The organism is Streptomyces sp. E2N166, assembly GCF_003671715.1.
Classification (GTDB): domain Bacteria; phylum Actinomycetota; class Actinomycetes; order Streptomycetales; family Streptomycetaceae; genus Streptomyces; species Streptomyces thinghirensis.
The window spans coordinates 939,632-961,054 of the sequence record NZ_RAIF01000031.1 but is presented as its reverse complement, the minus strand read 5'-3'; the positions used below and the strand labels follow the sequence as shown (position 1 = coordinate 961,054).

Below are 21,423 nucleotides of genomic sequence, written 5' to 3'. Positions count from 1 at the left end.
CGCTGCACCACGCCCGCCACCCGCCGCCCCATGTCCTGGCGCGCACCGGGCGCGGCACCCCACCCACGCCATCCACCACCGTCCCGCGCACGCCTCCCACGGTCCCGCACACAGCGAGGCGCCCGCCCCCCGGTCAAGGGAGGCGGGCGCTTGTTCGCGTGCGGGCGCGTGTCCTGTGGACGCGCGCCGGAGTCCGGCAGACGGCAGCGTCACTCGCCGATAAGGGCATCCACGAACGCCGCCGGCTCGAACGGCGCCAGGTCGTCCGCGCCCTCGCCGAGCCCGATCAGCTTGACCGGCACGCCCAGCTCGCGCTGCACGGCGACCACGATGCCGCCCTTGGCCGTGCCGTCCAACTTGGTGAGCACGATGCCGGTGATATCGACGACCTCGGCGAAGACCCGGGCCTGGATCAGGCCGTTCTGCCCGGTCGTGGCGTCGAGCACGAGCAGCACCTCGTCCAGCGGCGCGTGCTTCTCCACGACGCGCTTGACCTTGCCGAGCTCGTCCATGAGGCCGGTCTTGGTGTGCAGACGGCCCGCGGTGTCGATGAGCACGACGTCCGAGCCCATCTCCTTGCCCTCCTTGACCGCGTCGAAGGCGACGGAGGCCGGGTCGCCGCCCTCCGGGCCGCGCACGGTGTGGGCGCCGACCCGCTCACCCCAGGTCTGCAGCTGGTCGGCGGCGGCGGCACGGAAGGTGTCGGCGGCGCCGAGGACGACGCTGCGGCCGTCGGCGACCAGGACGCGGGCGAGCTTGCCGGTGGTGGTGGTCTTGCCGGTGCCGTTGACCCCGACGACCATCACGATGCCGGGCTTGCTGTTCGGCGGCTCGGTCTTGACCTCGCGGTCCATGTCGGGGCCGACGAGGGTGATCAGCTCCTCGCGCAGCAGGGTGCGCAGCTCGTCGGGCGTGCGGGTGCCGAGTACCTTCACCCGCTCGCGCAGCCGCTCGACCAGCTCCTGGGTGGGCTGCACGCCGACGTCGGCGGTGAGCAGCGTGTCCTCGATCTCCTCCCAGGTGTCCTCGTCGAGGTGCTCCCGGGAGAGCAGGGTGAGCAGGCCCTTGCCGAGGGCGTTCTGCGAGCGGGAGAGGCGGGCACGGAGCCGGACCAGACGGCCGGCGGTGGGCTCGGGAACCTCGATCTGCGGGATCTCGAGCTCTTCGACGACGGGCGGCTCCTCGACGGTGGCGGGAGCGGTGCCGCCGTCCGGGAGGTCGACCTCCTCTATCGTCCGGCGCGTTTCGTCGCGCGGCGTCTCGGCCTCGTCGCCGACGTGCGGCTCGGCCGGAGGGGCGGTGATGTCGGGCGTGACGGGGGGCGGCGGAGGCAGCTGCTTCTTACGGCGACTGCCGATGACCAGCCCGCCGAGCGCGCCGATCACGACCACGGCGATGACTACAGCAAGGATGACGATTTCCATAACTCGTCCAGTATCAGCCATGGCCTCCGAGGGCACCCCCTTGTGGCTTCCTCTAAAGGACAAAGGCCCCTGGATGGCAGGAGTCGGATCAAAGTACGATGGAAGAGGCCACGTCAACGCGCGTAGAGTCCCGTCAACCCCCCTCTTCTCCCACGATCGAGGCACGGACCCCCCACATGAGCAAGACCGCCGAGACCGAAGGCGCCCTGGAAACACGTGGCATCGAGCAGGTGCCCGACCACGAGCGCACCGCCCGGACCCGCGAGCTTTTCCCGACCTGGGTCGGCGCCAACATCAGCGTGCTGCTGCTCACGATGGGCGCGAGCCTCGTCGTGGCGTACCAGCTGAACTTCTGGCAGGCCCTCGTCGTCGCGGCCGCCGCGCCGGTCCTGTCCTACGGCCTGGTCGGGCTGATCGGGATCGCCGGCAAGCGCGGTGGCGCGCCCGGCATGGCGCTGTCCCGTGCGGTATTCGGGCAGCGGGGCAACCTGCTGCCGGGTTCGCTGATCTGGATCGCCCGGTGGGGGTGGGAGACGATCAACGCGGTGACCGGCGCGTACGCCCTGCTCACCGTGCTGGACATCGTGTTCGGCATCCGGGCCAACAGCGTGCTGGACATGGTCACGCTGCTCGCCTTCGTCGTGGCGACCTTCGCGATCTCCGGGCTGGGCATCAACGCCGTACAGAAGTGCAACAAGTACGCGGCCTACCTCTTCGCCGCCTTCTCGGTACTGGTCCTCGGCTACCTGGTCGTCGACACCGACTGGTCCGCGGTGTTCGACCGGTCCGCCGGTTCGGTGGCCGCGATGATCACCGGCATCGGCCTGATCGCGGCCGGCGGCGTCAGCTGGATCCCGTCCGCCCCGGACTTCACCCGGTACCTGCCGCGCACGGCCTCCTCCAAGGGGATCGTGGGCGTGACGATCGGCGGCGCCGGCATCGTCGTCCTGCCGATGGTCCTGATGGGCATGGTCATGGCCGTCTCCACGCCGGACCTGGCCTCGGCCTCCGACCCGGTCTCCTTCCTCGGCGAGATCCTGCCGACCTGGATCGCGGTGCCGTACCTGCTGATCGCGCTGATCGGCATGCTGCTGATCAACTCGATGTCGATGTACTCGGCCGGTTTCACCGCGCAGACCCTGGGCTTCAACGTGCCGCGGCACTGGGCGGTCTCGGTCAACGCCGTGATCTCGCTGATCTTCGGCGGTGTGCTGATGCTGGTGGCGACCAGCTTCATGGGCTCCTTCATCGCCTTCCTGTCGCTGCTCGCGGTCGCCTTCTCCGCCTGGGTCGGCGTCTTCGGCGCGGACATGCTGCGCCGCAAGGAGTACGACGGCGACGCCCTCGCCGACACCGGCCGCACCAGCGCCTACTGGTACCGCGGGGGCTTCTCCCCCGCCGCCGTCGCCGCCTGGGCGGTGGGCCTGATCGCCGGTCTGATGTTCACCACGTCCGACTGGTTCACCGGCCCCCTCGCCGCGAACAACTTCATCGGCGAGTACGGCCTCGGCTGGGTCGCCACGGTCGTCATCTCCGGCCTGCTGTACGTCGTCCTGCCGAAGCCGCCGGTGGTCGTCCCGGCGACGGCATCGGCCGAGCGGGCCGAGCAGCCCGAATCCGTGACCGTCTGACCCTGCGCCACCTGTCGCCCCTCCCGGGCCGAGCCTGACCGAGGCCGGCGGGAGGGGCGACGTGCGTGCGGCGCCCGCCCCCACCGGGGGTACCTGCCCGCGCCCACGGATCCGCTGGTGGGAGTCCTCGCCCGGAACCGGACGGTTCCGGGCTCTGGAGACAGGCGGCGGCTTCCTCGTCCGGTGAGCCGCCCGGTCCGGGACCAGGAGGGCCGGCCCCGAACGTACGACACCGCCGCCCCCGGTCCGGGCGGTGACCCGGGCCGGGGGCGGCGGACGGTACGAGGAGAGGGGCGGCGGGGACTTGGCCCTTCTCCCCGAGTTCGGGGGGCGGGCGGTCAGCCCATCTCCTCCAGGGCCTTGCCCTTCGTCTCCTTCACGAACTTCAGGACGAAGGGGATGGAGAGTGCGGCGAAGATCGTGTAGATCACGTAGGTGCCGGAGAGGTTCCACTCGGCCAGCGACGGGAAGCTCGCGGTGATGGCCCAGTTGGCGATCCACTGCGCGGCGGCGGCCACACCCAGTGCGGCGGCGCGCAGCCGGTTCGGGAACATCTCGCCGAGGAAGACCCAGACGACCACGCCCCAGGACAGGGCGAAGAAGAGCACGAACACGTGGGCGGCGATCAGGGCGACCCAGCCCTGCGTCTCCGGGAGCTTGCCGTCGACCAGGTCGAAGGAGAACGCCCAGGCCTCCAGCGCCAGGCCGATCACCATGCCGACCGAGCCGATGAGGGCGAGCGGCTTGCGGCCGACGCGGTCCACGAAGATCATCGCGATCACGGTGCCGACGATGTTGATGATCGACGTCGTGAACGAGTAGAAGAACGACTGCGTCGGGTCGACGCCGACCGACTGCCACAGCGTCGAGGAGTAGTAGAACGCGACGTTGATGCCGACGAACTGCTGGAAGACCGACAGGCCGATACCGATCCAGACGATCTTCTTGAAGAGGAAGCTGCCGCCGAGCAGGTCCTTGAAGGAGGACTTCTCCTCGCGGTGCATCGCGTGCTCGATCTCGGCGACGCGGGCGTCGAAGTCCACGTCCTTGCCCTCGACCTCTTCGAGGATCTGCTTGGCGCGCTCGTGCTTGCCGACGGAGACCAGGAAACGCGGGGACTCGGGGATGGCGAAGGAGAGCAGCCCGTAGAGGACGGCCGGGATGACCATGACGCCGAGCATGACCTGCCAGGCCTCCAGGCCCATCAGCTCACCGCGCTGGTCGCCGCCGGCGGCGTTGAGCAGACCCCAGTTGACCAGCTGCGACACGGCGATGCCGATGACGATCGCGGCCTGCTGGAAGGAGCCGAGCCGGCCTCGGTAGGCGGGCGGCGAGACCTCGGCGATGTAGGCGGGGCCGATCACCGAGGCCATGCCGATGGCGAAGCCGCCGATGACGCGCCACATGGCGAGGTCCCACAGCGCGAAGGGCAGTGCGGAGCCGATGGCGCTGACGATGAAGAGGACGGCCGCGATCTGCATGCAGCGAATGCGGCCGATGCGGTCGGCGATGCGACCGGCGGTCGCGGCGCCGATGGCGCAGCCGATCAGTGCGACGGCGATGACCTGGGCCAGCACCGCGGAGCCGACGTCGTAGCGGTCCCGGATGGCCTCGACGGCGCCGTTGATCACGGAACTGTCGTAGCCGAACAGGAAACCGCCCATCGCGGCCGCCGCCGCGATGAAGATGACGTGCCCGAGATGCTCGGGATGAGCCGTCCTGGCTCCTGAACTGGATGCCTGCGATGTGCTGGCCACGTGTACTCCTCGGGCTACCGGCAACGCTGCCGGGGTGGATCGCCTTCGAGGTGCCACTGAAGGAACCTGAAGGTAAAAGCAACGTTGCAGAGACTATGCCTTCAACTTTCGAAGTCAATAGGGCGAGAGGTGTGAGTTTGAGGACCCGGAGTGGGGATACTCATTCAAGAGTTGAAGTAATGCGTTGGGTAACTAGCGCAACCGCTGGCTGATGACCTTCGACACACCGTCGCCCTGCATGGACACGCCGTACAGCGCGTCGGCGACCTCCATCGTGCGCTTCTGGTGCGTGATGACGATCAGCTGCGAGGCCTCCTGCAGCTCCTGCATGATCCGGATCAGCCGCTGCAGGTTCGTGTCGTCGAGCGCCGCCTCGACCTCGTCCATGACGTAGAACGGACTGGGCCGCGCCTTGAAGATCGACACGAGCATCGCCACGGCGGTCAGCGAGCGCTCCCCGCCCGAGAGCAGCGACAGCCGCTTGACCTTCTTGCCCGGCGGCCGGGCCTCGACGTCCACGCCCGTGGTGAGCATGTTGTCGGGGTCGGTCAGGATCAGCCGCCCCTCACCACCCGGGAACAGCCTGCTGAAGACGCCCTCGAACTCCCGGGCCGTGTCCCGGAAGGCCTCGGTGAAGACCTGCTCGACGCGCTCGTCGACCTCCTTGACGACCTGGAGCAGGTCGGCGCGGGTCTTCCTCAAGTCCTCCAGTTGCTCGCTGAGGAACTGATGCCGCTCCTCCAGCGCCGCGAACTCCTCGAGGGCCAGCGGGTTGACCTTGCCGAGCTGCTGGTAGGCGCGTTCGGCGGCCCTCAGCCGCTTCTCCTGCTCGGCGCGTACGAAGGGCCGGGGAAGGTTGCGCGAGTGCTCGGGATCGTCCGGGAGCTCCTCGCCTTCGGCGGGGGGCGAGGGCGGCACCTCCTGATGGGGGCCGTACTCGGCCGCGAGCCCCGCCGGTTCCACACCGAGTTCCTCCAGCGCCTTGGTCTCCAGCTGCTCGATGCGCAGCCGCTTCTCGGCGCCGAGTACCTCACCCCGGTGGACTGAATCCGTCAACTTGTCCAGCTCCGCCTTGAGGTCGCGCCCGGCGGTGCGCGCGGCGGTCAGCTCCTGCTCGCGCCGGGCCTTGGCGGCCTCGGCGGCGGTGCGCTCCTCGTCGGCACGGGTCAGGGAGACCTCGACGTGCGCGAGCAGCTGCCGGGCACCGGCGGCCACGGCCTCGGCGACGGCCGCCTCGTGCCGCAGCCGGGCCCGCCGCTGTTCGGCGCGCGCGCGTGCCTCGCGTTCCGCGCGGGCGGCTCGGTCCAGGGAGTCGGCCCGTCCGGCCAGCCCCTTGACCCGTTCCTCGTGGGTACGGGCCTGGAGGCGGGCCTCCATCTCGGTCTGGCGGGCATTGGCGCCGTCGGCGGCGAGCCGGTCGCGCACGGAGGTGTCGGGCTCCTCCTCGACCGGCATCTCCTCGGCGACCGCAAGCCGCTCGGCCAGCTCATCGACGTCCATCAGCGCCTTGTCCAGCGCCTCCTGCGCCCGGGCCGCCGCCGCGGCGGACCGCTCGGCCTCTCCAGCGGCGCCCCGCGCCTGTCCCGCCAGCCGGCCCAGCTGCTGGGCGACGGCCGACTTCTCCCGGTCGGCCGCCCGGCGCCGCTCCCCCAGTTCCTCCACCAGCGCGGCACACTCCCGGCGCCACTGGACGGCGGCGTCCTGCGCCTCGGCGAGTTCCTCGCATCGCACGCCCAGCTCCTCCAGCTCGGCGGCGGCCTGGTCCACGGACGCCTGCACCTCCAGCAGGCTGGGAGCCCCGGCGGACCCGCCCTGCGCGAAGTGCGCGCCCAGCAGGTCGCCCTCGGCGGTGACGGCGGTCAGCCCAGGCCGGGCGTAGACGAGGTCCTCGGCGTCCTCCAGGGTGGCGACGACGACGATTCCGCGCAGCAGCCGCCGCACGGCGGGCATCAGGTCGGCGGGACCGCGGACGAGGTCGGCCGCGTACGGCGGCCCTTCGCTCCGCGGCTCCTCCGCTACGTCCTCGGGGACGCCGGCGAGCAGCAGGGCGGCCCGGCCGGCGTCCTGCTTGCGCAGCAGGCGGATGGCGTCGGCGGCGGCGGCCGGGGACGTCACCGCGAGGGCGTCGGCGGCGGCGCCGAAGGCGGTGGCCAGGGCGACTTCGTGGCCGGGGGTCACGGTGAGGAGCCCGGCGGCCGGGCCGAGCAGACCGGAGAGCCGGTCCTTCGCGGCGAGCAGCGCCCCGGTCCCGTCCTTGCGGCGCAGCCCGAGCGCGAGGGCCTCGTGGCGGGCCTGTGTGGCGGCTCGGGCGCGTTCCGTCGCGGTGGCCGCCTCGCGGGCGGTGCTGAGGGCGGCCTCCGCCTCGGACAGTCGCCGCTTGGCGGCCTCGTGGCGCTCGCCCAGCTCCTGGTCGCCCGCGTCCAGCCCGTCGACCTCCGCCTGGAGCGCCTCGTACTCCTCCTGCGCGGCGGCGGCCCGCTCCTGCGACTCGTCCCGCGCTTCGGCGAGGCGCTCGATCTCGGCCTGGGCCGAGGCTGCGCGGGAGCGCGCGGTGCCGACCTGGCCGCTGAGCCGGGCCAGTCCCTCACGGCGGTCGGCGATGGCGCGGGCGGCGTCCTTGAGGCGGCGCTCCTCCAGGGCCAGTTCGCGTTCGAGGTCGGCGCGGTGGGCGACCGTGTCCTCCAGGGCGTGCTCGGCCGCCTCCAGGGCCGCTTCGAGTTCCGCCTCCTGTTCGCGGACGCGGGCCGCCTCGCGCTCCAGCTCCTCCGGGTCCCGGCCGCGCCGCTCCTCGGGTGGCGTGGAGGTGGCGCTCTTCACGCGCGCGTCGGCCAGCGAGATCGTGCCGCGCACCCGTTCGGCGAGCTGGGACAGTTCGTACCAGGTCTGCTGGGCGCGCTGGAGACGCGGGGCGAGCCTGCGCACCTCGTCCTCCAGGTCCGCCTCGCGGCGCAGCGCCCGGCCCAGCTCCCGCTCGGCGGCTTCCTTGCGTTCCTTGAGCGCGGCCTCGTCGGCGATCTCGGCCTGGAGCGCCTCACGCAGCCGTACGAGGTCGTCGGCGAGGAGCCTCAGCCGCGCGTCCCGGAGGTCGGCCTGGATGACGGCGGCCCGGCGCGCCACCGCCGCCTGCCGGCCCAGCGGCTTCAGCTGGCGCCGCAGTTCGTCGGTGAGGTCCTGCACGCGTGCGAGGTTGGCCTGCATCGCGTCCAGTTTCCGGAGCGCCTTCTCCTTGCGCTTGCGGTGCTTGAGGACGCCGGCGGCCTCCTCGATGAAGGCGCGGCGCCCCATCGGGTCGGCGTGCAGGACGGAGTCGAGCTGGCCCTGGCCGACGATGACGTGCATCTCACGGCCGATGCCGGAGTCGGAGAGCAGTTCCTGGATGTCGAGGAGGCGGCAGGTGTCGCCGTTGATCTGGTACTCGCTGCCGCCGTTGCGGAACATGATCCGCGTGATGGTGACCTCGGCGTACTCGATGGGCAGGGCCCCGTCGGAGTTGTCGATGGTCAGCGACACCTCGGCCCGGCCGAGCGGCGGGCGGCCGGTGGTGCCGGCGAAGATGACGTCCTCCATCTTGCCGCCGCGCAGCGTCTTGGCGCCCTGTTCACCCATGACCCAGCTGAGCGCGTCGACGACGTTGGACTTGCCCGAACCGTTCGGCCCGACGACGCAGGTGATGCCGGGCTCGAACCGGAGCGTGGTCGCGGAGGCGAACGACTTGAACCCGCGGAGGGTCAGGGCCTTCAGGTGCACGCCGTCGGACTCTACCTTTCACGGGTGTCTCACTCCATGAACCGGTGAACCGCCGCGGTTTCACCGGTGAACGTGCAGGGCACATCAGACGTTGAAGAGGGTGAAAGGATGCGCGGGGGAGGACCCGGCGGGCCGGACGGCGGAGACGGGGGCAGGAAAGAAAGAAGGGACGCCGAAGCGTCCCTTGCAGACTCTGACACCTGAGCGGTTGTACGGGCGGGCCCAACCACTGCCGTGCCGCGATGGAGCGATGCAGTGATCAGGTGAGCGCAGGCTCCGCCTGGTGTGCGTCAACGCTCTCCATGCTCTCCATGATCCTGTCGTGAGAAGCGGCAGCCGCCAACGCGTCGTTCTCCGCCTGGATCCGTCCGAGTTCGGATTCCAGGTCCTGGACGCGCTGCTGGAGCCGTCGCATCTCGGCGAGGAGTCGAGGGTCGGAGCCGCCGACGTAACCGAGAAGCGCCTTTGCCATGATGGATGGTCCTCCACAATGAGTGACCGACCGAAGCGGTGTGGGTCGTGTAGGGATCGCACCCGCGGTGCTTGGCACTTTGGAGTTTTTCCTGCCGTTCAACCATGCCAAACAGCTAAGGTGCGCGGGGCTTTCAGCGTCTCACCAAAAAGTTTGACGGTCAACACGATCACGCCCCGTATCGGCGGGCACCCGGGCGCACACGGCCTGGAAACGGCGACGCGGCGATTCCTGCGGGCCCCTGGGGGCGTGGCGATCATCCTGCGTGGCGGAGCCTGCCACGACCCGTCGTTCTTGGCAACCACCTGCCCGTTTCCGCTGCGGACACCTCCCCCTGGACGGTGCTGCCGGGTTCCGGGGGACCTCCGTGCGGTCCGGCGTCAGCGGATGGCGAAGCCCTCGTAGCCCCCGCGGGGTGTGTCCCAGATCTCGGTGACACCGTCCACTCGTCCGGGCGTGTCGTCACCGTGCAGCCAGTCGAGCAGTCCTTCGCAGCGCTCGCGTGGGCCCTCCGCGACGACCTGGACACGTCCGTCGGCCAGATTGAGAGCAAAGCCACTCATCCCGCCGAGCTCCAGCGCCCTGGCCCGCGTGAACCAGCGGAAACCCACACCCTGAACCTGCCCGCGCACCCACGCGACCAGCCGTACATCCTCGCTCATGACTGCAACCTAACCAGTCAATGTCTCGCCGGACACTTCACCCCCTGGCGCCATGCGGTACCGTCCCCACCCAATGAAACTCACCTGAAACTCACTCGAACGTGTGAGTTCCGTGTTGATCGTGAGGACACGTCGACCGCGAGGACACGTCCAGCGCGAGGACACGTCCAGCGCGAGGACGAGGAAGGCCAGAACATGGGACGCCACCGACGCTCCGCCGCCGGCCGCGCCGCCACGGGCCGCGCCGCGGGGGGCCATCATCCGGACGGCGCGACGGAACGGGGCCGTGACCCGCAGGCCCCGGGCGACCGCCCCACGATGGGGATCGCGCCCTACCTGAACCCGGAGGCGTACGCCGAGGTCCGTGCCAGGAGCGACGCCTACCTGTTCGCGCCGGACGGCCCGGACGGTGACGGGGGCGAGGGCCACCCGCGGGCCGGCCGCACGGTTCCCTTCCCGAGCGACGGTTTCTCCCCCGACGACGGTCCGCAGCGCGCGGGCACGCACCGCCGCCGCAAGAGGAAGGGCGTCACCCCGGTCCGCACGGGTCTGCTCGGGGTCTCGGCCGCGGTCGCGCTCGGCACCGTGGCGGTGGCCACGGGCGCGGTGCCCGGGCTCGACAACTACCGGATCGGCGGCGGCAGCGGCGCAGGCGACCGGGTGCAGTCCCAGGACGCCCCGACGAACACCCCGTCCGAGCAGGGCGGCACCTCCGGCAGCGCCGAGGCCGGCCGTGGCGGCGACGCCTCCACGAGCCGCGGCACCGACCGGTCCTCGTCGCCCGCCGAGTCCTCCCGGTCCGCTGAGTCCTCCCCGTCCGAGTCGTCGTCCTCCGAGTCCTCCTCCGAGTCCTCCTCCGCGCCGGCCTCTCCCTCGGCATCGGCGTCGAAGCCCGCCGCGCCGGCCGAGACGCCGTCGAAGGCGAAGAAGCCGGAGACGAATCCCAGCAAGAAGCCGAAGCCCGCGCCGTCGCGTCCGGCCGACAAGGAGCCCGAGCAGCCCAGCGCCCCCGCCGCCGTGTCGGACGAGGCCGTCGCCCAGGCCCAGGTGCTCAAGCTGGTCAACGACGAGCGGGCCAAGGTGGGCTGCAGCCCGGTGGCCGCGAACAGCGCCCTGCGCGAGCTGGCCGAGGACTTCAGCCAGGCCATGGCCGAACAGGGCTTCTTCGACCACACCGACCCCAGCGGCGCGACCCCCTGGGACCGGGCCGAGGCGGCCGGGATAAGCAGCCTCGGCGGCGAGAACATAGCCCGCGGACAGGCCGACGCCCAGGCCGTGATGGACGCCTGGATGGACAGCCCGGGCCACAAGGCCAACATCCTGAACTGCGACTTCCAGACCCTGGGGGTCGGAGTCCACTTCGGCTCCGGCGGTCCCTGGTGGACCCAGAACTTCGGTTACTAGAGCAGCCTCCGGAAAGGGCTGGTGCGCTGTCCGGGGCTCAGCGCGACCTGCGACTCAGCGCTGCGCTCACGTACGCTGGACGCATGTCGACCACGCAGGAGCGCACGGAGGAGCAGGACCTCCCGTACGACGTGTTCTCCAGGGCCTGTCCCTCGCGCGGCACCCTGGAACACGTCACGGGGCGCTGGGGCGCGCTGACGCTCGGCGCGCTGCACGAGGGTTCCTTCCGGTTCAACGAGCTGCGGCGCCGCGTCGACGGCGTCAGCGAGAAGATGCTGGCCCAGACCCTGCACGCGCTGGAGCGCGACGGCCTGGTGCACCGCGAGGCCCAGCCCACCAACCCGCCCCGCGTGGACTACGAACTCACAGCCCTGGGGCACACGGTGGCCGGGCGGCTGATCGCGCTCATCCAGTGCCTGGAGGGGCGGATGGACGAGGTGCTCGCGTCGCGCGAGCGGTACGACGCCCGGCAGCTCTAGGCGTTCTCCGCCAGGGCCTGTCGTTTGGATCAGGCCGGCGTCGCGGGGCTCGGGTGGGCCGAGAGGCGCAGTCTCTCTCAGCCGACCTGATCCAAACGACAGACCCTAGGCCGGGCGGGGTGCCCGCTGGCACTTCGGGCAGAAGTAGCTGGAGCGGTTCATCCACGGCCGGCGGCGCATCGGTGTGGCACAGCGGCGGCAGGGCAGGCCCTCGCGGCCGTACGCGTCGAGCGACCGGTCGAAGTAGCCGGACTCGCCGTTGACGTTGACGTAGAGGCTGTCGAAGCTGGTGCCGCCCACGGCGAGGGCCGCGTTCATCACGTCGCGGACGTGGCCCAGGAGTTCGGCGGTGCCGGGGCGGGTGAAGGTCGCGGTGGGGCGTTCGTAGTGCAGGCGGGAGCGCCACAGGGCCTCGTCCGCGTAGATGTTGCCGACGCCGCTGATCAGTGACTGGTCGAGCAGGGCCCGTTTGATCGTGGTGCGCTTGCGGCGCAGCGCGAGGTGGAACGCCTCGTCGTCGAAGAGCGGGTCGAGGGGGTCGCGGGCGATGTGCGCGATGACGTCGGGCAGCCCGTCGGGGGTGGTGTCGTGCAGGGACAGGCCGCCGAAGGTCCGCTGATCGACGAAGCGGAGTTCGGTGGACAGGGCGTCGGTGAAGCGGACGCGGACGCGCAGGTGCTTCTCGGCCGGTGCCTCGTGCGGCTGGACCAGCAGCTGGCCGCTCATGCCGAGGTGGGCCAGGATCGCCTGGCCGGTGTCCTCCAGCGGCAGCCACAGGTACTTGCCCCGACGGCTGGGCGTGCCGATGCGGTGGCCCTCGAGACGGTGGGCGAAGTCGTCGGGGCCGGCGATGTGCCGGCGTACCGCGCGCGGGTGCAGCACCTCGGCGTCGGCGACGGTGCGGTGGGCGACCCAGCGCTCCAGGCCGCGCCGTACGACCTCGACCTCGGGCAACTCGGGCATGGCATCCCCTCGGGTGGGCCGGTGGACGAGCCGAACGCCCGCCCCCGGAGTGGGGCGGGCGTTCGGAACGTGCGATGAGTCAGATGGATCGGACGGATCAGGCGGAGGCCGACGGGACGTCGGCGCCCGGCTGGGCCGCTGCTTCGGCGGCGGGCTGGGCCGCCGCTTCGGCCGCGGTCACCTTGGCGCGCTCGTCCGCCGCGGCCCGGATGGACCGCCACGCGGATTCCGCGGCCTGCTGCTCCGCCTCCTTCTTGCTGCGGCCGGTGCCGGTGCCGTACGAGACGCCTCCGACGCGGGCGGCAGCAGTGAAGGTCTTCTCGTGGTCCGGGCCGGTCTCCGTGACCAGGTACTCGGGGACGCCGAGCCCTTCGGTCGCGGTGAGTTCCTGGAGGCTGGTCTTCCAGTCCAGGCCGGCGCCGAGGTTCGAGGACTTCTCGATCAGCGGGTCGAACAGGCGGTGTACCAGTTCGGAGGCCGCGTCGAGGCCCTGGTCGAGATAGACCGCGCCGATCACCGCTTCAAGGGTGTCGGCGAGGATGGACGCCTTGTCCCGGCCGCCCGTGCCCTCTTCACCGCGGCCGAGCCGGATGAAGGAGCCGAGGTCGAGCCCACGGCCCACCTCCGCCAGCGCACGCGAGTTGACCACCGCGGCCCGCAACTTGGCCAGCTGGCCTTCGGGCAGGTCGGGGTGGGTGCGGTACAGCGTGTCCGTGACGACGAGGCCGAGGACGGAGTCACCGAGGAACTCCAGCCGCTCGTTCGTCGGCAGACCGCCGTTCTCGTACGCGTAGGAACGGTGGGTCAGCGCACGCACCAGAAGGGCGGACTCGAGCTGATAGCCGAGCCGCCCTTCCAGAAGCGTGTGGGACGAGGCCTGGGTGTCCGCCTTCTTCTTGGCGGGTGGGTCCGCCTTGGCGTCTTCCGCCTTCTTGGGGACTGACACAGTGCCTCTCACCAGCCGCTCAGACCTCGAGGACCTGGCGCTTGTTGTAAGTGCCGCAAGCCGGGCACGCGATGTGCTGCAGCTTGGGCTCGTGGCAGCGCTCGCACGCAACCAGGGTGGGGACCGCAGCCTTCCACTGCGACCGGCGGTGGCGCGTGTTGCTGCGCGACATCTTCCGCTTCGGAACAGCCACGGCTACTTCTCCTGCTTCTCGTCGACGCCAGGTTCGGCGCCGCTCATCTCGTCCTTCTCGCCGTCTCCGAGTGAACCGGCGAGTCCCTGCAAAGCCGCCCAACGAATGTCGACGGCGTCGTGGTGGTGGTCCGGGTCGTCCGCCAGGCGTGCTCCACACTCGGAGCACAGACCCGGGCAGTCTTCCTGGCACACCGGCTGCATCGGCAGTGCGAGCACCACCGCGTCGCGCAGCACGGGTTCGAGGCCGATCAGTCCGTCCTCGACGAAGAGCCTGTCCTCGTCTTCCTCGGCGTCGTCGGCCGGCTCCGCCACAGGGCGGCCCCGGTCGTCGGCGTCAGGGTACGAGAACATCTCCTGGAAGTCCGCCACAAGCTGCTGCTCGAGCGGCTCCAGACACCTTACGCACTCCCCCTCGGCCTTGGCACGGGCGGTACCCGTGACGAGCACGCCTTCCATGACCGACTCGAGCCGGAGATCGAGTTCCACCGGGGCGCCTTCCGGCACTCCGATGACTCCCTGGATACCGAAGTCCTTGGGAGCGTCGACCGTGCGGGTCAGGCGCTGGAGCGCACCGGGCCGCCGTCCCAGCTCGTGTGTGTCGAACACGAGGGGGTTGCGGTGGTCGAGGCGCGCGTTCAGAACCATTCCTGCTTTCGGGTCTTCGTGAGTGTGGGGGTGCCGCCCTTCGGTGTTCCCGGGCAGCGGCGATCGCGGACGTACGCGCGACCGAAGAGCCAGGATACTGGACCATTCGCCATCGGCCCAATCCGGCCCGGGACGGCGCGAGGGGCGGAGCCCGTGACGGCACCCGGGACTAGAGTCCGCGGCCCTGTTCGTAGGCCCTCAGCTGCTCGGCGCTGATCATGCTGGTGTCGAAGAGGCTGGTCTCGTCGAGTGCCTGCGGCTGGGCCTGCTGGGGCGGCTGAGCCTGCTGGGGCGGCTGAGCCTGCTGGGGCGGCTGAGCCTGCTGGGGCTGGGCGTAGCCCTGCTGTCCGTCGTAGGCCTGCCCCTGGGGGTCGTACTGGTAGGCGTACGGGTCCGCCGTCTGCTGCTGGTAGCCGTACGGGTCCTGCCCGTCGCCGTAGGCCTGCTGGTAGCCGGCGTAGGGGTCGGGCTGCTGCTGGGCGTAGCCGTACGCCGGCTGCTGCGCCGGCATCTCCGGCACGGCCTGCGCCGGTACCTGTGCCGCCGCCGGCTGCCGCTCGCCGTACTCCCGCTGGTGGGGCTGCACGGCGGGGGCGTCGGAGAGGCCGGCGAGGTAGTCCGCGTCGCTGGAGTGCTGGACGGTGCTCATGTCGTCCGCGAGGGCGCCCAGGTCGTCGGTGGCGATCCGGCCGTGCAACTTCTGGCGGCCCCGGCCGACGGCGTCCAGGGTCTTGGCCAGCACGGCCTCGAAGGCGCCGAGCTTCGTGTCGACGTAGGTGTCGGCGTCGCGGCGCAGGATCTCCGGGTCGTGGCTGCGCTCGGGGGCGTCCTCGTCCTCGTAGCCGTTCTCGTCGAGGCCGGATCCGGTGCCCAGGAGCTTCTCGCGGCCCCGGCCGACGGAGCCGAGGGTCTTGGTGAGGACGACCTCGAAGTTGGCGAGCTTGGAGTCGACGTAGTCGTCGGCCTCGGCGCGGACCTCCTCGGCCTCCTGGCGGGCCTCGGCGAGAATCCGGTCGGCCTCGGCCTGGGAGCGGCGGGCGACCTCGGTGTCGGAGATCAGGGAACCGCGCTCGGCCTGCGCGCTTTCGATGATCCGGTCGGCCTCCTGGCGGGCCTGCGCGACCATCTGGTCGCGGTCGCCGATCAGCTCCTGGGCCTGGGCGAGGGACCCGGGCAGCTCGGCACGCAGCTCTTCCAGCATCGAAAGCAGTTCGGCGCGGTTGACCACGCACGAGGCCGACATGGGCATGGCGCGGGCGCCGGAGACCATCGCGCTGATCTCGTCGAGCTTCTTCTGCACGTCCACCGTGTGCTCGCCACTCTCTACAGCTGTGTTGGAGACGGACGGGACGACTGTACGACCCTGGGGTGTCCGGTGGACACCGGGTGACGGCCAGTCAGTCTCCGGCAGCTGTACGACGGGGGCGTCAGTCCTTCTTCAGGCGTCCGGAGAGGGCTTCGAGGACCAGCGGCGGCACCAGGTGGGAGATGTCGCCACCCCAGGTGGCGACCTCCTTGACCAGGGAGGACGACATGAAGCTGTAGGTGGGGTTGGTGGGGATGAAGAGGGTCTCCACGCCCGACAGGCCGTTGTTCATCTGGGCCATCTGGAGTTCGTAGTCGAAGTCGCTGACGGCGCGCAGGCCCTTGACGATGGCCGGGATCTCGCGCTGCTTGCAGAAGTCGACGAGGAGGCCGTGGAAGGACTCCACGCGCACGTTCCCGTACTCGGCGGTGACCTGGCGGATGAGGTCGATCCGCTCCTCGATCTCGAACAGGCTCTTCTTGGACCGATTGATCATCACCGCGACGTAGACCTCGTCATAGAGGCTGGAGGCACGGGCGATGATGTCGAGATGTCCGTTGTGGATCGGGTCGAATGACCCGGGACAGACGGCGCGGCGCACTTGAGTTCCCTCGCTCTCCGGTCCGGTCATCGTGCGTCTTCGCACGTAGAGGCGGCGCGACCGTACCAAAACGTTCCCTCGCCGTAGCGACGGGACCGGATCGCGTCGAAGCCCTGGGGCCAGCGGAATTCGCCGCCCCTGGTGCTGCGCTCCACGGTGACGAGCGCTTCCCCGGTGAGCCACCCCTCCGTGCGGAGTGTGAGCAGGATCTCCCGAAGATCGTCGTCCGAGACGGCGTACGGCGGATCCAGGAAGACGATGTCGTACGGCTCGGCCGGGGCCGGGGTGCGGATGATCTGTTCCGCTTTGCCCGCCCGGACCTCGGCGCCGGGCAGGCCGAGCGCCTTGACGTTCTCCCGGACCGTACGGGCGGCGCGGGCGTCGGCCTCGACGAGCAGCACGTGCCCGGCGCCCCGGGACAGCGCCTCCAGGCCGACGGCGCCGGAACCGGCGTACAGGTCGATGACCCGCTCGCCGTCCAGCGGGCCGCCGAGCAGGGACTGCCAGGTGGAGAAGAGTCCCTCGCGCGCGCGGTCGGAGGTGGGGCGGGTGCCGGTTCCCTGCGGGACGGCGAGGCGGCGTCCGCCGGCTTTGCCGGCGATCACGCGGGTCATCTTCGGGTCCTTGTCGGTGTGCTCGAGTGTGCGGGCGGTGTCCGTTCCCAGTCTGTCAGCCCTTCTCCAGGTACTGCTCCCGCTCGTCGTCCAGCAGTGCGTCCAGAGCCGTCCGCAGACCGGGCAGACCTGTCAGCTCCGGGTCGGCGGCCACCACCGCCGCCGCCTCCTCCCGCGCCTCGGCGATGATCTCCTCGTCCTCGATGACGGCGAGGACACGCAGGGAGGTGCGGGCACCGGACTGGGCCTGGCCGAGGACGTCGCCCTCGCGGCGCTGTTCGAGGTCGATGCGGGAGAGCTCGAAGCCGTCGAGGGTGCCGGCGACCGCGCCCAGCCGCTGCCGGGCCGCGCTCGCCTCGGGCATCTCGGTGACCAGCAGGCACAGGCCGGGGGCGGAGCCCCGGCCGACGCGACCGCGCAGCTGGTGGAGCTGGGAGACACCGAAGCGGTCGGCGTCCATGATCACCATCGCGGTGGCGTTGGGGACGTTGACGCCGACCTCGATGACGGTCGTGGCGACGAGGACGTCGGTCTCCCCCGCCGTGAAGCGGCGCATGACGGCGTCCTTGTCGTCGGGCTGCATCCGGCCGTGCAGTACCTCGATCTTGAGGCCCTGGAGCGGGCCCTTCGCCAGTTGCTCGGCGACGTCGAGGACGGCCAGCGGGGGCCGCTTCTCCGCGTCACCCTCGGGGGGCTTCTGGGCCCCCTTCCCCGGGGCGTCGTCATCGTCGCCGATGCGCGGGCAGACGACGTACGCCTGGTGCCCGCCCGAGACCTCCTCCCGGACCCGTTCCCAGGCGCGGGTGAGGAAGTGCGGTTTGTCGGCGGCCGGGACGACATGGCTGGCGATCGGGGAACGGCCGGCCGGGAGCTGGTCCAGGACGGAGGTCTCGAGGTCACCGAAGACGGTCATGGCGACGGTGCGCGGAATCGGCGTGGCGGTCATGACGAGCAGATGCGGCGGCTGTTTGCCCTTGCCGCGCAGGGCGTCGCGCTGCTCGACGCCGAAGCGGTGCTGTTCGTCGACGACGACCAGGCCGAGGTCGTGGAACTGCACCTTGTCCTCGATCAGCGCGTGCGTGCCGATGACGATGCCGGCCTCGCCGGTGGCCAGGTCGAGCAGGGCGTGACGGCGGGCGGCGGCGCCCGCCGAGCCGGTCAGCAGCACCACCTTGGTGGCGTGTTCGGCGCCGCCGAGCATCCCTCCCTCGGCCAGCTCCCCCATCATCTCGACGACCGACCGGTGATGCTGCTGGGCGAGCACCTCGGTGGGCGCCAGCATCACGGCCTGCCCGCCGGCGTCGACGACGGCGAGCATGGCGCGCAGGGCGACCATCGTCTTTCCCGATCCGACCTCCCCCTGGAGCAGCCGGTGCATCGGGTGGTCGGTGGCCAGGTCGTCGAAGATCTCCCGGGAGACCTTCCGCTGACCGTCGGTGAGGGTGAAGGGGAGACGGTCGTCGAAGGCCGCGAGCAGGCCGTCCGGGCTCGGTTTCCGGGGGACGGCGGGGAGTTGGGTCTCCGCGTGGCGGCGGCGGGCGAGGGCGACCTGGAGGACGAAGGCCTCGTCCCACTTCAGGCGGGCGCGGGCGTCCTCGATGTCGGCCTTGGTGTGCGGGCGGTGGATCTTCAGGAGGGCTTCGGGGAGGGAGACCAGGCCACGTCCCTCGCGCAGGGAGCCGGGGAGCGGGTCGACGGCCTCCTGCGCGCTGGGCAGCACCGTCTGGATCGCCTTGCCGATCTTCCAGGACTCCAGCTTGGCGGTGGCCGGGTAGAGGGGGATGAGGGCGCCCGCCCAGGACTCGACGCTCTCGGTCCCGTCGTCGTCATCACTGCCGCGCAGCAACTCGTACGCCGGATGGGCCAGTTGCAGTCGGCGGTTGAAGACGGAGACCTTGCCCGCGAACATCGCGCGGGTGCCCGGCAGGAGCTCCTTGTGGGGCTTGTGGACGCCGTTGCCGAAGAAGACCAGCTGGAGGCGGCCGTGGCCGTCCGTGATGGTCACTTCGAGGCGCTGCCCCTTGCCGCGCGGCGCCTTCGACGAGGCGAAGGTGTGCAGGCGTGCGTCGGCGACCTGGGCCACTACCGTGACGTGCTCGTCCATAGGCAGGTCGGCGAGGTGGGTGAGCTGGCCGCGCTCCTCGTATCTGCGGGGGTAGTGGTGGAGGAGGTCGCCGACGGTGTGCAGGCCGAGATGCTCGGCCATCACCTTCGCGGTGGCGGGGCCGAGCACCTTCTTCAGGGGTTCTCGCAGTGCGGGCACGAGATCCATTGCACACCACGCCACTGACAATGGCCCCGCACCTCCCCGCAAACCGGCGGCAACGGCGGCACACCTCCCGGCTGACCGGCGGTACCGCCGCGCTACTCCACGCCGATCAGCAGCAGCGCGCCCTGTCTGCCGCCCCGGTAGACCACCGTGTCGACGGCGAGGTACGCCTCGCGGACGCGGGCCTCCAGGTGGGCGGTGACGGTCTCGGGGGCCTCGTCCCCGAGGACCAGGGTGACCAGCTCGCCGCCGGCCGCGAGCATGCGGTCCAGGACGGTCGCGGCGACCTCCGTGACGTCCGCGCCGATCACGGCCACGTCGCCGTCGACGAGGCCGAGCACGTCGCCGGCCTGGCAGATGCCGGCCGTGGTCCACGACTGGCGTTCGGCGACGGCGACCTCGGCGTGGCGGGTGGCGCCCGCCGCCGAGGTCATCGCCACCACGTCCTCGTCGAAGCGCCGCTCGGGCTCGTGCACGGCGAGCGCGGCGATGCCCTGGACCGCGGAGCGGGTCGGGATAAGGGCGACGCGGATGCCTTCGGCGCGGGCCTGCTCGGCCGCGGCGGCGGCGGTGTGGCGCAGTTCGGCGTCGTTGGGCAGCAGCACGACCTCGCGCGCGTGCGCCCGCCGTACGGCCTGGACGAGTTCCCCGCTCGCGGGTGGTTCCCCGGGGCGCGCGAGCACGGTGGTCGCGCCGGCCTCGGTGTAGAGCCCGGCCAGGCCCTCCCCCGGCACGACCGCCACCACGGCGCGCTGCGTGCGCTCACGCGGCGGGCGCCCGGTTCCGGCGGTGTGCGCGTCGCCGTGCCCGAAGTGGGTGATGCGGATCCGGTACGGCCGCCCGGCCTCGACGCCCGCCTCGACGGCGGCGCCCGCGTCGTCGACGTGCACGTGGATGTGCCACAGCCCGTCGCCGCCGACCACCACGAGCGAGTCCCCCAGGGCGTCGAGCCGCCGCCGCAGCCGCGCCACGGCAGCGTCGTCGGCCTCCAGGAGGTAGATCACCTCGAAGGCCGGGCCGCTCTCGTCGCCCTCCTCCGCCGCGCACTCCCCCGCGGCCTCGTCGTGCGCCACGCGCGCGTGCGGCACGGCGACCCGTTCCGGCCCCGGCGCACGGCCCGTGAACGTCTCCACCAGGGCCGCGAGGACCGTCACGAGGCCGCGCCCGCCGGCGTCGACGACTCCGGCGCGCTCCAGGACGGGCAGCTGGCCCGGGGTCGCGGCGAGCGCCGCGCGGGCACCCTCGTAGGCCGCCCGGGCCACCGCCGCGCAGTCGCCCTCCGGACCTTCGGCCGCACCTTCGGCCGCGGCGTCCGCCGCGTCGGCGGCGGCCGAGGCGACGGTCAGGACGGTGCCCTCGACCGGGTGGGCCACGGCCTGCCGGGCGGATTCGGCCGCGTGCCGCAGGGCCAGCCGCAGGCCCGGACCATCGGTGTGAGCGGGTTCACCACCAGCGGTGAGCACCTGGGCCATGCCGCGCAGCAGCTGCGCGAGGATCGTCCCGGAGTTGCCGCGCGCGCCGATCAGCGCGCCGTGCGCCATGGCACCCACGGCATCGGCCAGCGAGGGCCCGCCGCCCGCGTCCGGTTCCCCGGCGTCCACCGAGTGCGCCTGGAACACCGCCTCCACCGCGGCGACGGCCGACTCGACGGTCAGATAGAGGTTGGTGCCGGTGTCCCCGTCCGCGACCGGATAGACGTTGATCGCGTCGATCTCCTCGCGTGCCCGTCCCAGCGCGCGCAGCGACAGACCGCACCAGGTACGCACCGCCAGAGCGTCGAAGAACCTCTGCGGCACCTGCGCCACCTGCGCCTCCCTGAGCTGCTGGACGTGGCAGGCAGCGTAGACCTTGGGAGGGTGCCCACCGGAAGAGGGCCGGGGGCGGGCCCCTGAGCTGCCATGGTAGTTTCGTTGTACGGGAGCAGCCGTTGTATGCTGCTCCGGTTGCCCGATCCCGATCGGGCTCTTCCCCCTGGCACCGCCACTCAGACCCCGGACCGCTCGCGGCCCCGGAACCTTGATCCCGGCATGCCGGGGTCAACCGTAAGTGCATCTGAAGTCTTTGGAGTGACCCGTGGCTGCCAACTGCGACGTCTGTGGCAAGGGGCCGAGCTTCGGCAACAACATCTCGCACTCGCACCGCCGTACGTCCCGTCGCTGGAACCCGAACATCCAGCGTGTGCGTACCGTGGTCGGCGGGACGCCGAAGCGCGTGAACGCTTGCACCTCGTGCATCAAGGCCGGGAAGGTCTCGCGCTGACGCGTCAGCTGAGCGCGCGGCCACTGCCTGGTCCGCTGCATGAAGCCGG

General features: G+C 71.4%; 18 protein-coding genes. 4 read left to right on the top strand and 14 right to left on the bottom strand.

Features of this window, described 5'->3' with window-relative positions:
• Positions 1–209 precede the first annotated feature (209 nt).
• Entirely contained in the window at positions 210–1,424 is a 1,215-nt protein-coding gene (gene ftsY, locus EBH09_RS26460; RefSeq protein WP_121749384.1) for a signal recognition particle-docking protein FtsY, read from the bottom strand.
• A 176-nt stretch (positions 1,425–1,600) separates the two neighbouring features.
• Between ftsY and EBH09_RS26455 the strand changes: the two genes are divergently transcribed.
• Entirely contained in the window at positions 1,601–3,055 is a 1,455-nt protein-coding gene (locus tag EBH09_RS26455) for a cytosine permease (RefSeq protein WP_121749383.1), read from the top strand.
• A 338-nt stretch (positions 3,056–3,393) separates the two neighbouring features.
• On the opposite strand, the gene EBH09_RS26450 is transcribed toward EBH09_RS26455, so the two are convergent.
• The 4 genes from EBH09_RS26450 to EBH09_RS26430 all read right to left on the bottom strand — a co-directional run bounded on the left by EBH09_RS26450 (position 3,394) and on the right by EBH09_RS26430 (position 9,693).
• Positions 3,394–4,812 (bottom strand): sugar porter family MFS transporter, encoded by a 1,419-nt coding sequence (locus EBH09_RS26450; RefSeq protein ID WP_121749382.1) that lies wholly within the window; start codon positions 4,810–4,812, stop codon positions 3,394–3,396.
• A gap of 192 nt (positions 4,813–5,004) precedes the next feature.
• Positions 5,005–8,559 (bottom strand): chromosome segregation protein SMC, encoded by a 3,555-nt coding sequence (smc, locus tag EBH09_RS26445; protein WP_121749381.1) that lies wholly within the window; start codon positions 8,557–8,559, stop codon positions 5,005–5,007.
• Positions 8,560–8,818: 259 nt separating this feature from the next.
• Entirely contained in the window at positions 8,819–9,031 is a 213-nt protein-coding gene (locus EBH09_RS26440; protein WP_003973418.1) for a hypothetical protein, read from the bottom strand.
• A gap of 380 nt (positions 9,032–9,411) precedes the next feature.
• Positions 9,412–9,693 carry an acylphosphatase gene (locus EBH09_RS26430; RefSeq protein WP_064730025.1) on the bottom strand — a complete coding sequence of 94 codons (282 nt, stop codon included), beginning with the start codon at positions 9,691–9,693 and terminating at the stop codon, positions 9,412–9,414.
• 195 nt (positions 9,694–9,888) lie between these two features.
• Here EBH09_RS26430 and EBH09_RS26425 point away from each other — a divergent pair, with 195 nt between their 5' ends.
• Both EBH09_RS26425 and EBH09_RS26420 read left to right on the top strand, forming a co-directional pair.
• On the top strand, positions 9,889–11,097 hold the full coding sequence (locus EBH09_RS26425) for a CAP domain-containing protein (protein ID WP_121749379.1): 1,209 nt from the start codon (positions 9,889–9,891) through the stop codon (positions 11,095–11,097).
• Between the two features lie 83 nt (positions 11,098–11,180).
• Positions 11,181–11,576 (top strand): helix-turn-helix domain-containing protein, encoded by a 396-nt coding sequence (locus EBH09_RS26420; RefSeq protein ID WP_121749378.1) that lies wholly within the window; start codon positions 11,181–11,183, stop codon positions 11,574–11,576.
• A 105-nt stretch (positions 11,577–11,681) separates the two neighbouring features.
• On the opposite strand, the gene mutM is transcribed toward EBH09_RS26420, so the two are convergent.
• The 9 genes from mutM to EBH09_RS26375 form a co-directional block, all read right to left on the bottom strand.
• Entirely contained in the window at positions 11,682–12,539 is an 858-nt protein-coding gene (gene mutM, locus EBH09_RS26415; protein WP_121749377.1) for a bifunctional DNA-formamidopyrimidine glycosylase/DNA-(apurinic or apyrimidinic site) lyase, read from the bottom strand.
• Between the two features lie 97 nt (positions 12,540–12,636).
• Positions 12,637–13,497, bottom strand: a complete 861-nt coding sequence (gene rnc, locus EBH09_RS26410; protein ID WP_193776542.1) for a ribonuclease III — start codon at positions 13,495–13,497, stop codon at positions 12,637–12,639.
• A gap of 7 nt (positions 13,498–13,504) precedes the next feature.
• Entirely contained in the window at positions 13,505–13,678 is a 174-nt protein-coding gene (gene rpmF, locus EBH09_RS26405; protein WP_006139588.1) for a 50S ribosomal protein L32, read from the bottom strand.
• A 2-nt stretch (positions 13,679–13,680) separates the two neighbouring features.
• On the bottom strand, positions 13,681–14,325 hold the full coding sequence (locus tag EBH09_RS26400) for a YceD family protein (protein ID WP_121749375.1): 645 nt from the start codon (positions 14,323–14,325) through the stop codon (positions 13,681–13,683).
• Between the two features lie 169 nt (positions 14,326–14,494).
• Positions 14,495–15,631 carry a cell division initiation protein gene (locus tag EBH09_RS26395; protein ID WP_121749374.1) on the bottom strand — a complete coding sequence of 379 codons (1,137 nt, stop codon included), beginning with the start codon at positions 15,629–15,631 and terminating at the stop codon, positions 14,495–14,497.
• Positions 15,632–15,752: 121 nt separating this feature from the next.
• Positions 15,753–16,232 (bottom strand): pantetheine-phosphate adenylyltransferase, encoded by a 480-nt coding sequence (coaD, locus tag EBH09_RS26390; protein ID WP_121749373.1) that lies wholly within the window; start codon positions 16,230–16,232, stop codon positions 15,753–15,755.
• 26 nt (positions 16,233–16,258) lie between these two features.
• On the bottom strand, positions 16,259–16,846 hold the full coding sequence (gene rsmD, locus EBH09_RS26385) for a 16S rRNA (guanine(966)-N(2))-methyltransferase RsmD (protein ID WP_121749372.1): 588 nt from the start codon (positions 16,844–16,846) through the stop codon (positions 16,259–16,261).
• Positions 16,847–16,901: 55 nt separating this feature from the next.
• Complete coding sequence (recG, locus tag EBH09_RS26380; RefSeq protein ID WP_121749371.1) at positions 16,902–19,118, bottom strand: ATP-dependent DNA helicase RecG; 2,217 nt, start codon at positions 19,116–19,118, stop codon at positions 16,902–16,904.
• 92 nt (positions 19,119–19,210) lie between these two features.
• The gene (locus EBH09_RS26375; RefSeq protein WP_121749370.1) at positions 19,211–20,920 is read right to left on the bottom strand and encodes a DAK2 domain-containing protein; all 1,710 of its coding nucleotides are present in this window, start codon (positions 20,918–20,920) and stop codon (positions 19,211–19,213) included.
• 268 nt (positions 20,921–21,188) lie between these two features.
• Here EBH09_RS26375 and rpmB point away from each other — a divergent pair, with 268 nt between their 5' ends.
• The gene (rpmB, locus tag EBH09_RS26370; protein ID WP_013000438.1) at positions 21,189–21,374 is read left to right on the top strand and encodes a 50S ribosomal protein L28; all 186 of its coding nucleotides are present in this window, start codon (positions 21,189–21,191) and stop codon (positions 21,372–21,374) included.
• The last annotated feature ends 49 nt before the right edge of the window (positions 21,375–21,423 follow it).

Excerpts from the sequence above, each read along its gene's own strand:
- EBH09_RS26400 (WP_121749375.1), bottom strand. The coding sequence starts at position 14,325 with ATGGTTCTGAACGCGCGCCTCGACCACCGCAACCCCCTCGTGTTCGAC.
- recG (WP_121749371.1), bottom strand. The coding sequence starts at position 19,118 with ATGGATCTCGTGCCCGCACTGCGAGAACCCCTGAAGAAGGTGCTCGGC.
- rsmD (WP_121749372.1), bottom strand. The coding sequence starts at position 16,846 with ATGACCCGCGTGATCGCCGGCAAAGCCGGCGGACGCCGCCTCGCCGTC.
- EBH09_RS26440 (WP_003973418.1), bottom strand. The coding sequence starts at position 9,031 with ATGGCAAAGGCGCTTCTCGGTTACGTCGGCGGCTCCGACCCTCGACTC.
- EBH09_RS26420 (WP_121749378.1), top strand. The coding sequence starts at position 11,181 with ATGTCGACCACGCAGGAGCGCACGGAGGAGCAGGACCTCCCGTACGAC.
- EBH09_RS26455 (WP_121749383.1), top strand. The coding sequence starts at position 1,601 with ATGAGCAAGACCGCCGAGACCGAAGGCGCCCTGGAAACACGTGGCATC.
- EBH09_RS26425 (WP_121749379.1), top strand. The coding sequence starts at position 9,889 with ATGGGACGCCACCGACGCTCCGCCGCCGGCCGCGCCGCCACGGGCCGC.
- ftsY (WP_121749384.1), bottom strand. The coding sequence starts at position 1,424 with ATGGAAATCGTCATCCTTGCTGTAGTCATCGCCGTGGTCGTGATCGGC.
- EBH09_RS26430 (WP_064730025.1), bottom strand. The coding sequence starts at position 9,693 with ATGAGCGAGGATGTACGGCTGGTCGCGTGGGTGCGCGGGCAGGTTCAG.
- mutM (WP_121749377.1), bottom strand. The coding sequence starts at position 12,539 with ATGCCCGAGTTGCCCGAGGTCGAGGTCGTACGGCGCGGCCTGGAGCGC.